This is a genomic window from Rathayibacter sp. AY1D5 (assembly GCF_002932515.1).
Taxonomy (GTDB): domain Bacteria; phylum Actinomycetota; class Actinomycetes; order Actinomycetales; family Microbacteriaceae; genus Rathayibacter.
Genome location: NZ_PSVU01000074.1, coordinates 1 through 11071, shown reverse-complemented (window position 1 = coordinate 11071; position 11071 = coordinate 1). Strand labels below are relative to the sequence as shown.

The following is an 11071-nucleotide window of genomic DNA, read 5'->3' as shown; positions in this document are numbered from 1 at the left end:
CCATCGCCTCCCTGCCCGGGCTCGACGTGCTCGTCAACAACGCCGGCGTGCTCGGCACCTCGTTCGGCGTCGACGACCTCACCCCGGAGGCGATGGCGGAGTCGACGCTCGCCTGATCGGTGACGTCGAGGCGGACGGGGTGGGCGCCGAGCGCGCGGGCGGCGTCGCCGTCGGCGGTGTCTCGCATGCCGGCGTAGACGGTGTGGCCCGCCTCGAGGAGTCGGCGGGCGGTCTCGAGGCCGAGGGAGCGGTTCGCTCCGGTGATGAGTGTCGTGGTCATGCGCCCATCCTGCGCGGGTCGTCGGGCCTCGACCAGGCCGCGCTCGACGGGGGGACCGTCAGTACCCGGCTCGGCGACGGCGGGCGGAGGAGGATGGGCGGCATGGAGGAGTTCGCCACGGTGCTGCGCTCGTGGCGCGACCGCATCCGTCCCGCCGACGTCGGCCTGCCCGCGGGCTCGGGCCGCCGCGCCACGGGCCTGCGCCGCGAGGAGCTGGCGGCGCTCTCGGGCGTGAGCGTCGACTACCTCGTGCGGCTCGAGCAGGGACGCGCACGGAACCCGTCGCCGTCGATGCTCCGCTCTCTCGCGGTGGCGCTCCGGCTCACGGACAGCGAGCGCGACCACCTCTACCGGGTCGCCGGTGCCGCCGTCCCCTCGCCGGGCGTCGTGCCGCAGCACGTGAGCCCGGGCGTGCAGCGGATCGTCGACCGCCTGGGCGACGTGCCGCTCGCGGTGTTCACGGCGGCCCACGACATCCTGCTGTGGAACCCGCTCTGGGCCGCCCTGAACGGCGACCCCTCGGTGTTCACCGGGCTGGAGCGGAACCTCGTCTGGCGGCACTTCACCTCCGGCCACGCCGGCACCGAGTTCGACGCGCAGCACGAGGAGGACTTCGCGAGCGACCTCGCGGCCGACCTGCGCGCGGCGACCGGACGCTACCCGCGCGATCCGGCGCTCGCCGCCCTCGTCGCCCGGCTGCGCGAGGAGTCGCCCGAGTTCGAGCGGCGCTGGGCGGAGGCACGCATCGCCGAGCACCGCGCGAGCCGGAAGACGGTGACGCGGACGCCCGTCGGACCGATCACGATCGACTGCGACGTGCTCACGGCTCCGGGCACCGACCTGCGGATCGTCGTCTACACGGTGGCGCCGGGCAGCGAGGACGAGGCGCGGCTCGACCTGCTGCGGGTGACGGGGCTGCAGGCGCTGAGCACGGCGCCGGCGTGAAGCGGACGGGCGCGGCTGGGGCGCGCACAGCGGAGCGGGGCGCTGGCTGAACCGGGCTGAGCTAGTCGAGCGGGCTGAGCCGAGCCGAGCCGGGCGGGGTAAGCCGGGCTCGTCCCACGGCGGGCGGGACCGGCTCGGCGCGGCCGACGGCGCAACCTGCCGATGCGGGCGAGCGGCGGCGAGTGACGGCCGAGGTGGACGGCGAGACGCGTCCGCGGCGCCGACGTCCGCGCCCCCGGACCGCCCGCCACCCCTGCTCAGGACGCGCAGTACGCGGTGATGAACGCGTAGAGCTCGCCCTTCTGCTCGGGGGTCGCGGCGACGACGACGGTGCCCTGCCGGCCCGCGGTCTCGACGGTGACCGGCAGGCGCGTGCCGACCTTGTCCTCGGCGAGCGCGTGGGTGTCGCAGCGGGTGGGGACGGCGTCCAGGACCACGGAGCCGAGGGTCCCGGCGGGCACGGAGCGGTCGAGGGTCCAGGCGTCGGCGGCCTTGGGCGGCTGCAGCAGGATCGTGGCGTCGACGCTGCGGAGCACGAGGGGGGTGCCCCGGACGTCGGCGGTGATGGTGAGGCGCGCCGGCTCGTGCGCGGCGCCTCCGGACGTGTCGATCCGCAGGGCGAGGTCGGCGTCGACGGTGCGGGCGAAGCATCCGGACCGGGCGAGAGCGTCGACGAACGAGAACGGGTCGTCGGCGGGGTACGCGTGCTCGCCGTGGCCGTCGATGGCGAGGACGACCTCGAGCGCAGTGGGCGCCTCCGCGACCGGGCAGGCGGGCTCGGGCACGTCGACGCGGAGGTCGCGCGAGGTCCCGTCGGGGACGCCCGTGCCGCCGGTCCAGGTGAGCGGGACGGCAAGGCGCGGGTCCACGAGGCGGGCCGCGGTGACCTCGATCGGGGCGCCGCTGCCGTTGTGGACCTCGAAGACCATGGTGCCGCCGGCGATGTCGGAGCGGTTCTGCTGGACGGAGACGGTGACCCCGGGAGCCGGGGCGGACGGGGCGGAGGAGCGGGCCGGGTCGGGGGCGGCCTGAGTCGGAGTGGCCTGAGCCGGGGTGGCGGTGGTCGGAGCCACGGCGGCCGCCTCGGTGCCGCTCGGGACGCCTGTCGCGCCTCCCGGCGCGCAGGCCGCGAGGGCGGGCAGGAGGAGCAGCGCGGCGGCGAGGGCGCGGAGGCGTCGCATCGTGCCTCCCTCCGCTCGCCGTCAGTCTGGCGCCCCGGACCCCTCTCCGCGAGCGGGCGCTCCGCCTCCCCAGCTCGATCGATGCGTCACGAACGGTCGCCACGGCGGCCGGATGACGACCGTTCGTGACGCATCGCCGGAGCGACGGGGGTGAGGACGGGGGACGCGCACCCATTCGGGTGTGCGTCCGCTCCGAAGAAGGGCGAGGACTTCAAGAGGAGACAGATGGCACGCGGCAGATGGCACGTCGGCACGATCGTCGCGCGAGTGCGCGCATCCGCAGCGATCGGGGCCTCCGGGCTCGACGCGGTGGAGAGGGCGGAGCGCCGGGCCGAGGTCCTGCGCATCGCCGGAGGAGTCGATTCCGGTCGTCTCGGCGACGACCAGGCGATCGCGGCGTTCGGCCGGATCGTCGACGGCCTGCAGAGCGACCTGCCCGGCTCGGCGCTCGGCGCCTAGCCCGCGAGGCCGGCGTCCCGGTACCCGCCCGGAGCGGACACCCGCCGGGCCGACATCCCGAGCCTCCGCGGCGCTGAGACCCGCCGGGCGAGCGTGCCGACGGCCCACTGGGCGCGGAGACCCGGCACCCCGAGCACCCGCGCGCCGCGGAGCCCCGCTACCCCAGCGTCCCGAGCGCGATCCGCGGCAGCAGCCGCTGGATCGCAACAGCCGCCGCGCCGCGCGCCCACTCCACGAGCCCGCCGTCGTCGACGAGCAGCGCCAGGGGCGGAGCGTCCGGGTCGCGCGTGGCCGCGATCGCGGCGTCCACCACCGCGGCCTGCTCCGTGTAGAGGGCGACACCCTCCCCAGCCAGGATCACCGTGCCGGACATCGAGAGGTTGCCGATCGCGGCGATCATCGTCCCGAGCGCCGTGCCGGAGTCGGCGAGGATGCGCTCGGCACCGGGGTCGCCCGCGCGAGCGGCGGCGAAGCCCTCGGCCAGGGTCAGCTCGCGGCCGGTGGCGACGAAGAGCTGGCGGAGGAGCGAGGGCAGGCTGAGCATCGCGGTCGAGCAGCCGCGGTGGCCGGCCTCGCAGACGGGGCCGGTGGGATCCAGCGGGTAGTGGCCGCCCAGGCCGAGCCCCGCCTCCGGGGGCGCGACCACCCGGTCGTGCACCACCAGTCCGTAGCCGACGCCCGCGCCGACCGTGAGCACCGCGAAGTGCGGGATGCCGCGGCCCCGGCCGAACCAGTGCTCGGCTCCCGTGAGCGCGACCACGTCGTTCTCGAGGGCGACCGGCAGCCCGAGGGCGGCGGAGAGCGGAGCGGCGAGGTCGACGTCGCGCCAGCCGAGGAACGGCGCGCGGCTCACCCGGCCGTCGGCGGCGATGCTCCCGCCGAGCGTCACGCCCAGGCCGGCGAAAGCGGAGGGGCCGCCGAGCTCGTCGACGACCGAGACGATCGCGGCGATCACGTCGGCGGGCTCCGTGCCGGGCAGCGGGCGGACCAGCTCCCGCGCGGTCCGCGCGCGCAGGTCGGTGCGGACGGCGAGGACCTCGGTGCCGGTGATCTTCACGCCCGCGAAGCTCAGCGCGTCGGCGCGGATGTCGAGCGGGCGGGCGGGGCGGCCGACTCCGGTGCTCTGCTCGGGGCCCTCGACGACCAGGCCGCCGTCGAGGAACGGGCGCGCGAGCCGGGTCAGGCTGGCGGGCGAGAGGCCGAGGCGGCGGCCGAGCTCGGCCCGCGAGACGGGACCGTGGATCAGGACCTCGCGCGCCAGGAGCTCGGAGGAGCTCCCGGAGGCGTCCTCGGCGACGATGGTGTCGGTCACGGGGCTCCTTCTTTCCGGCCTGGTAGAAAGCTACCGGCAGTGCGCCGCTCCAGGAACGGATCCGGTCACCCTCACCACTCTTGACACCCCTATTACTTCTGCTCTAGAAATAAGCCATGCACCGCAGCATCGCCCCCACGAACGACTCCGTGACCCTCTCCGGCCGGGAATCGCGCCTCTTCCACTTGCAGGACGGGGGCACCAGCGTCGTCGTCGACGCCCGCCTCGTCACCTTCCCCACTATCGTGCACTGGGGCACCGCGCTCGGAGATCTTTCCGCCGCCGAACTATCCGCCCTGGCAGACGCCGCCCTCCCCCAGCGCGTCTCGGGCGGGCTCGACGCCTTCGCGCCGTTCGGCCTCGTCGCCGTCGAGGCCGACGGCTGGCAGCACGCCCCCACCTTCGAGGGCACCCACGAGCGCGCGGCCGCGTCGGAGCGGTTCGAGGTCGAGAGCATCGAGGCGCTCGGCTCCGCCCTCCGGACCGTCGCCACCGGCGCGGGCGTGCGCCTGACCGTGGACCTCGAGGTCGACGCGGCCGGCCTGCTCACCCAGCGCGCCCGGGTCGAGAACCTCGACGCCCGCCCGTTCCGCCTCGAGCGCTTCGAGCTCGGCTTCCCGCTCCCCGCGACCGCGCGCGAGATCCTCGACACCACCGGGCACCACCTCCGCGAGCGCCACCCGCAGCGCCGCCCGCTGACCATCGGCGAGCACACTCGCCGCACCCGCCGCGGCCGCCCCGGCGCCGACGCGACCCTCCTCCTCGCCGCGGGCACGCCCGGCTTCGGCTGGGAGCGCGGGCTCGTGCACGGCGTCCACCTGGGCTGGAGCGGCGACACCTCGCTCCGCGCCGAGCGCACCGTCGAGGGCGTCTCGCTCCTCGCGGCCGGCGAGCTGCTGCGGCCCGCCGAGATCGAGCTCGCGCAGGGCGAGAGCTACGAGACCCCGGTCGCCTACGGCTCCTGGGGCGACGGGCTCAGCGCTCTGCAGGCCCGGTTCCACGCGTCGCTGCGCGCCCGCCCGCAGCACCCCGTCGCTCCGAGGCCCGTCACCCTGAACACCTGGGAGGCCGTCTACTTCGACCACGACCTCGCTCGCCTCACCGCCCTCGCCGAGCGGGCCGCGCGGATCGGGGTCGAGCGCTTCGTGCTCGACGACGGCTGGTTCCTCGGCCGCCGCGACGACACCGCGGCGCTCGGCGACTGGACCGTCGACCCTTCGGTCTGGCCGGAGGGCCTCACTCCGCTGACGGACGTCGTCACCGGCCTGGGCATGCAGTTCGGCCTCTGGGTGGAGCCCGAGATGATCAGCCCCGACTCCGACCTGGCCCGCGCGCATCCGGAGTGGATCCTCGGCCCGGCCGGCCACCTCCCGGCCTCGGGGCGGCAGCAGCAGGTGCTCGACCTCTCGCAGCGCGGCGCGTTCGAGCACGTGCTCGACGCCCTCGACGCGCTGCTGATCGAGTACCCGATCGCGTACCTCAAGTGGGACCACAACCGCGACGTGATCGAGGCGGTCTCGCCCGTCACCGGCCGCTCCGCCGTCCACGAGAACGTGCTCGCGCTCTACCGCCTGCTCGACGAGCTGCGCTCCCGGCATCCCGGCGTCGAGATCGAGTCGTGCGCCTCCGGGGGCGCCCGCGTCGACCTCGGGATCCTCGCCCGCACCGACCGCATCTGGACGAGCGACTGCATCGACCCGCTCGAGCGGCAGACCATCCAGCCCTTCACCCAGCTGGTGGTGCCGCCCGAGCTGATGGGGCAGCACATCGGAGGGCCGCGGTCGCACTCGACGCAGCGCACCCACTCGCTCGCCTTCCGCGCCGGCACCGCGCTGCCGGGCCACCTCGGCATCGAGTGGGACGTCTCGGATCTCGCCCCCGCCGTCGAGGAGGAGCTGACCGCCTGGGTCGCCTTCCACCGCGAGCACCGGGCGCTGCTGCACACCGGGACGGTCGTGCGCGCCGACCTCGCCGACGACGCCGCCTCGCTCTCCGGAGTCGTCGCCGCCGACCGCTCCGCCGCCCTCTTCACCTTCGCCCAGCTGCGCACCGGCGAGACCTACCCGCCCGGCCGGATCACGCTCCCGGGCCTGGACCCGGAGCGCACCTACTCCGTGGCGCTCGCCCCGGTCACGTCGCCGCTCGGCGGCCCCGGGCAGTCGCCGCTCGGCTGGGCCGAGCACGGGACCGCGCTCCGCGGCCGCGTGCTGGGCACTGTCGGGCTCCAGGCCCCCGTCCTCGATCCGGAGCAGCTCGTCGCGCTCGTGCTCACCGCCCTCTGACCCGCCCTCCCGGCTCCGGAGCCGACCCGCTCCCCCGCCGCCGCACCTGCTCTCGCACCGCCCTCCGCGGTCGAGCGCGCCCTGAGACCTGTCCCCACGCGCAAGGAGGCGCCGCATGTCCGCTCATCCGCATCCCCCCGGGTTCTCCCGGCGGCTGTTCCTCTCGGTGCCGCTCGCCGCGGCGTCCGCCGCCGCCCTCGCCTCCTGCGCCTCCCCCGGCGCCGGCGACGGAGTGACCACGCTCGACTTCTTCCAGTTCAAGGCGGAGGCGGTGGAGGACTTCGCGCGGATCATCCGCGAGTTCGAGGCGGCCAACCCGGACATCCGGGTCATCGCCAACAACGTGCCCGACCCCGACACGGCCATCCGCACCCTGCTCGTCAAGGACAAGGTGCCGGACGTGCTGACCCTGAACGGCAGCGGCTACTACGCCGACCTCGCGAAGGCCGGCGTGTTCCACGACTTCACGGGCGACGAGCTGGTCGAGCGGGTGAACCCGGCGGCCCTCGACATCCTCGCCGCCCTCGGCAGCTTCGAGGGGAAGGAGGTGAACGCGCTCGCCTTCGCGAACAACGCGGACGGGATCCTCTACAACCGCACGATCTTCGCCGAGAACGGGATCGAGGTGCCGACCACCTGGGACGAGCTGATCGCCGTCTGCGAGACGCTCACCGCCGCCGGGATCACTCCCTTCTACGGCGCCCTGCTCGACAACTGGACCGGCGCCCCCGCCTTCAACGCGCTCGGCGGGCAGCTGCAGCCGGACGGCTTCTTCGACGCGATGCGCGAGGAGGGAGCGGCGCTCGGCCCCGACTCCCCCGTCTCGTTCTCGAAGGACTACGCGACGACGATGGAGCGGCTCGGGCAGCTCTTCTCGTACACGCAGGAGGGCTCGTTCGGCCGCGGCTACGACGACGGCAACCAGGCCTTCGCCGCGGGCGAGGCGGCCATGTACCCGCAGGGCATCTGGGCGATCAACCCGGTGCGCACGAACAACCCCGACATCGATCTCGGCGTCTTCCCCTACCCGGTGCTCGACGACCCCGCGGACACGCGGGTCACCTCGGGCGTCGACGTGGCCGTCGCCATCGGCCGCGGCACTCCGAAGCTCGACGCGGCCCGCCGCTTCGTCGACTTCCTGCTGACCCCCGGAGTCGTCGAGCCGTACGTCGAGAGCCAGGCCGCCTTCTCGCCGCTGGTCGGCGCCGCACCCAACTCGGACCCCACGCTGGCCGAGCTGCAGCCCTACTTCGAGCAGGGACGGCTGATCGGCTTCGTCGACCACCAGATCCCCGCGAGCATCCCGCTCAACCCCACGCTCCAGGCGTTCCTCGCCAGCGGGGACGCCGACGCGGCGCTCCGGACCCTCGACAGTGAGTGGCGCAAAGTCGCGGCACGCACGACCAGGAAGTGACCCCATGACCACGACCACGACGGCCGCCGCGCAGGCGGTGGCGACCACTCCTCCGCCGCCCGCGCGCCGCAAGCGCACCATCGGGCGCACCTCGAAGACCTTCTACTGGATGACGGTCCCCGCCGTCCTGCTCTTCTTCGTGCTCCACACGGTCCCGGTCCTCACCGGAATCTTCTTCAGCTTCACGGACTACGCGGGCTACGGCTCCTGGGACCTGATCGGCGCCTCGAACTACCTCGCGCTCCTCCAGGACGACCGCGTCTGGAAGGCCTACGGGTTCACCTTCGGCTTCGCGATCGTGGCGACCGTGCTGGTGAACGTGATCTCGCTCGCCATCGCCGTCGCCCTCAACGCGCGGATCAAGTTCCAGACGGCGTTCCGCGGGATCTACTTCATCCCCTACGTGCTCTCGACCCTGGTCATCGGCTACGTGTTCCAGTACCTCTTCGCGAACTCGCTGCCGCAGATCCTCGGCGCGATCCCGGTGATCGGCGACAACATCCTCGCGAACGCCGACTGGGCGTGGGTGGCGATCGTGGTGCTGGCGGTCTGGCAGGCCTCGGCCTTCTCGATCATCATCTACCTCGCCGGACTCCAGACGATCCCAGGCGAGCTCTACGAGGCGACCTCGCTCGACGGAGCGGGGAGGTGGCGGCAGTTCACCTCGATCACGTTCCCGCTGATCGCCTCCTTCTTCACGATCAACATGGTCATCTCGATGAAGAACTTCCTCCAGGTGTTCGACCACATCATCGCCCTCACCAACGGCGGTCCCGGCACCTCGACGGAGTCGATCACGCTGCTGATCTACCGCGGCGGCTTCCAGGGCGGCGAGTACGCCTATCAGACGGCCAACGCCGTCCTCTACTTCCTCATCATCATCGTGGTCTCGCTGATCCAGTTCCGAGTCCTCAGCCGCAGAGAGGCGTCGTTCTGATGACATCGACCATCACCCCCACGACCGCGATCGCCCTCGGCGAGCCCGAGGGGCGGCGCCGGCCCTCCCGCGACACCTACCGGATCAACTGGTGGGCGACCGCGCTCATCGCGGTCTGCTCGCTGACGATCCTCCTGCCGCTCTACTTCGCCGTCGTGACCGCGCTGAAGACGCCCGACCAGCTCGGCGGCACCGGGTTCGAGCTGCCGACCTCGATCTCGTGGGGCAACTTCGCCGAGGCGTGGACGGCGACCCGCTTCCCGCAGGCCTTCGTGAACACCGCGCTGATCACGGTCGGAGCCGTCGTGCTGACGCTGTTCTCGAACTCGATGGTCGCCTACGCGGTCGCCCGGAACATGCACAGGCCGTTCTTCAAGGGCGTCTACTTCTACCTGCTCGCCGCGGTCTTCGTGCCGTTCCCGATCATCATGCTGCCGGTGGTGAAGGAGACGGCCCTGCTGGGCCTGGACAACCAGGCCGGGCTGATCCTGCTCTACGCCGTGTTCGGGCTCTCGATCAACACGTTCATCTACACGGCCTTCATCCGCTCGATCCCCATCGAGCTCGAGGAGGCGGCGCGCACCGACGGCGCCTCGACCTGGCGGACCTACTGGCAGGTGATCTTCCCGCTGCTCGGCCCGATGAACGCGACCGTCGGGATCCTGACCTGCGTGTGGGCGTGGAACGACTTCATCCTGCCGCTCGTGGTGCTCTCGGACCCGTCCGCCCGCACCCTGCCGCTGGCCGAGTACGTCTTCCAGGGGCAGTTCAACACGAACTACACCGTCGCCTTCGCGTCCTACCTGATGGCGATGGCGCCGCTGCTGATCGTGTACCTCTTCGCGCAGCGCTGGGTGGTCAGCGGAGTGATGCGCGGGTCGATCAAGTAGCGGTCGCGGCGAGCGCCGCCTCGAGCAGGTCCGTGAGCACGGTGCCTCGCGAGCCCGCGTCCTCCGGGTGCCACTGCACGCACCAGAGCGGCGCGGACTCGTGCTCGAGGGCCTCGACGGTGCCGTCGTCGGCGCGGCCGACCACGACGAGGCCCTCGCCCGGACGGTCGACGGCCTGGTGGTGGGAGCTGCGGACGACGAGCTCCGCGGCGCCGAGGATGCCGGCGAGGGCGCTGCCCGGCTCGAGCGCCACGCGGTGGTCGACCATCCCCGACAGGTGCTCGCCGGGGACCGACCGGCCGACGTGACCCGCGCCGGGCAGGTGCTGCACGAGGTCGCCGCCGAGGGCGACGTTGACCAGCTGCATCCCGCGGCAGATCCCGACCAGCGGGGTCCGCGTCTCGACGGCACGGCGGACGAGCGCGATCTGCGCGCGGTCGGCCGCGGGGAAGGACTGGCCTCGGTGCGGGTCGTCGGGCCGGCCGCCGTAGAGGGACGGGTCGACGTCCTCCCCTCCGGTGACCACGACGGCGTCGGCGGCGGCGAGCCGACGCTCGAGCTCGGCGGCGCCGGCCTGCTCGGCAGGGACGCGGTCGACCACGAAGCCCGCGGCGGTGGCGGCCGAGACGACGCTCGCGGTCAGCAGCTGCAGCTCGATCTCGAACTCGGGATCCTCGCGGCCGCCGTCGGCGACGTCGACGACGAGCAGGACGGGGCGGTCGGAGGCCATGCGGACATCGTGCCACCCGGCCGGCTCCTGCAGAACGTCGGCGGAGAGGAGGGCCTGTGCGTCGGCGGGCGAGGGACCGCGCTCTCGGCGTGCGTTCTGCAGGAGCCCGCAGACCTCTCCCGGGGTCTGGTCAGGATCCGATACCGCGATCTAGGATGTTCAGGTTCACATTCCGTGCGAAGACGCACACCTCCGCGGCCCTGCGGATCGTGCCTCGACGCCGCACCCGATCACGAGGGCCTAGCTGCATGAGACGATCACGATCGGCGGTGAGGACCGCTCTGGCGGTCGCGACCGTCGCCGCCACGGCGCTGCTCGGCGCCACGGTCCCCAGCTCCGCCTTCGGAGCCACCGAGACCCCGCTCCTCCACTACACGTTCGACACCGCCCCCACCGGCACCACGGTCGCCGACACCAGCGGCAACGGCTACAGCGCGACGCTGCGCGGCTCCGGAGCCCAGTTCCGCAACGGGCTCATCAGCCTCCCCGGCGGATCCGCCGCGGCCGCCCCCTACCTCGAGATCCCCACCGCCGGCCTCGTCGGCAAGAAGGACCTGACCTTCTCGACCTGGCTCGCCCACAAGGGCGGGACCGGCAACGTCGCCGCCGCGTTCGTCGGAGCGCCCGTCGCCTCCGGCGCC

The 11071-nt window shown here is 73.4% G+C and carries 11 protein-coding genes; 7 read left to right on the top strand and 4 right to left on the bottom strand.

Annotation, left to right across the window (positions count from 1 at the left end):
* Nucleotides 1-280 (bottom strand): SDR family NAD(P)-dependent oxidoreductase (locus C5C82_RS16155; RefSeq protein WP_258066162.1); only part of this gene is annotated, 280 nt, incomplete at its 3' end.
* A gap of 102 nt (nucleotides 281-382) precedes the next feature.
* Between C5C82_RS16155 and C5C82_RS16150 the strand changes: the two genes are divergently transcribed.
* A complete protein-coding gene (locus tag C5C82_RS16150; RefSeq protein ID WP_104269773.1) occupies nucleotides 383-1225 on the top strand; it encodes a helix-turn-helix transcriptional regulator in 843 nt (280 codons plus the stop codon).
* Between the two features lie 257 nt (nucleotides 1226-1482).
* Here C5C82_RS16150 and C5C82_RS16145 read toward each other — a convergent pair whose 3' ends face one another.
* Nucleotides 1483-2406 (bottom strand): hypothetical protein, encoded by a 924-nt coding sequence (locus tag C5C82_RS16145; RefSeq protein WP_104355368.1) that lies wholly within the window; start codon nucleotides 2404-2406, stop codon nucleotides 1483-1485.
* Between the two features lie 225 nt (nucleotides 2407-2631).
* Here C5C82_RS16145 and C5C82_RS16140 point away from each other — a divergent pair, with 225 nt between their 5' ends.
* A complete protein-coding gene (locus C5C82_RS16140; RefSeq protein WP_104224027.1) occupies nucleotides 2632-2865 on the top strand; it encodes a hypothetical protein in 234 nt (77 codons plus the stop codon).
* Between the two features lie 157 nt (nucleotides 2866-3022).
* Here C5C82_RS16140 and C5C82_RS16135 read toward each other — a convergent pair whose 3' ends face one another.
* Nucleotides 3023-4177, bottom strand: coding sequence for an ROK family transcriptional regulator (locus C5C82_RS16135; RefSeq protein WP_104295144.1), 1155 nt, complete (start codon nucleotides 4175-4177; stop codon nucleotides 3023-3025).
* A gap of 116 nt (nucleotides 4178-4293) precedes the next feature.
* Here C5C82_RS16135 and C5C82_RS16130 point away from each other — a divergent pair, with 116 nt between their 5' ends.
* The 4 genes from C5C82_RS16130 to C5C82_RS16115 all read left to right on the top strand — a co-directional run bounded on the left by C5C82_RS16130 (nucleotide 4294) and on the right by C5C82_RS16115 (nucleotide 9700).
* Complete coding sequence (locus C5C82_RS16130; protein WP_104355367.1) at nucleotides 4294-6459, top strand: alpha-galactosidase; 2166 nt, start codon at nucleotides 4294-4296, stop codon at nucleotides 6457-6459.
* A 115-nt stretch (nucleotides 6460-6574) separates the two neighbouring features.
* The gene (locus C5C82_RS16125) at nucleotides 6575-7873 is read left to right on the top strand and encodes an ABC transporter substrate-binding protein (protein ID WP_104355366.1); all 1299 of its coding nucleotides are present in this window, start codon (nucleotides 6575-6577) and stop codon (nucleotides 7871-7873) included.
* Between the two features lie 4 nt (nucleotides 7874-7877).
* Nucleotides 7878-8810 (top strand): carbohydrate ABC transporter permease, encoded by a 933-nt coding sequence (locus tag C5C82_RS16120; protein ID WP_104355365.1) that lies wholly within the window; start codon nucleotides 7878-7880, stop codon nucleotides 8808-8810.
* A complete protein-coding gene (locus C5C82_RS16115; protein ID WP_347877594.1) occupies nucleotides 8810-9700 on the top strand; it encodes a carbohydrate ABC transporter permease in 891 nt (296 codons plus the stop codon). The genes C5C82_RS16120 and C5C82_RS16115 overlap by 1 nt, the downstream gene beginning before the upstream one ends.
* Here the strand turns inward: C5C82_RS16115 and C5C82_RS16110 are convergent.
* Complete coding sequence (locus tag C5C82_RS16110; RefSeq protein WP_104355364.1) at nucleotides 9693-10430, bottom strand: gamma-glutamyl-gamma-aminobutyrate hydrolase family protein; 738 nt, start codon at nucleotides 10428-10430, stop codon at nucleotides 9693-9695. The two genes, C5C82_RS16115 and C5C82_RS16110, sit on opposite strands and share 8 nt — an antisense overlap.
* 269 nt (nucleotides 10431-10699) lie before the next feature.
* Here C5C82_RS16110 and C5C82_RS16105 point away from each other — a divergent pair.
* Nucleotides 10700-11071: hypothetical protein (locus tag C5C82_RS16105; protein WP_219814857.1), on the top strand; the 372-nt coding region annotated here is incomplete at its 3' end.

Bases quoted from the DNA above. Each gene is read 5' to 3' on its own strand.
- C5C82_RS16140 (WP_104224027.1), top strand. From the start codon at position 2,632: ATGGCACGCGGCAGATGGCACGTCGGCACGATCGTCGCGCGAGTGCGC.
- C5C82_RS16110 (WP_104355364.1), bottom strand. From the start codon at position 10,430: ATGGCCTCCGACCGCCCCGTCCTGCTCGTCGTCGACGTCGCCGACGGC.
- C5C82_RS16150 (WP_104269773.1), top strand. From the start codon at position 383: ATGGAGGAGTTCGCCACGGTGCTGCGCTCGTGGCGCGACCGCATCCGT.
- C5C82_RS16130 (WP_104355367.1), top strand. From the start codon at position 4,294: ATGCACCGCAGCATCGCCCCCACGAACGACTCCGTGACCCTCTCCGGC.
- C5C82_RS16145 (WP_104355368.1), bottom strand. From the start codon at position 2,406: ATGCGACGCCTCCGCGCCCTCGCCGCCGCGCTGCTCCTCCTGCCCGCC.
- C5C82_RS16125 (WP_104355366.1), top strand. From the start codon at position 6,575: ATGTCCGCTCATCCGCATCCCCCCGGGTTCTCCCGGCGGCTGTTCCTC.
- C5C82_RS16115 (WP_347877594.1), top strand. From the start codon at position 8,810: ATGACATCGACCATCACCCCCACGACCGCGATCGCCCTCGGCGAGCCC.
- C5C82_RS16120 (WP_104355365.1), top strand. From the start codon at position 7,878: ATGACCACGACCACGACGGCCGCCGCGCAGGCGGTGGCGACCACTCCT.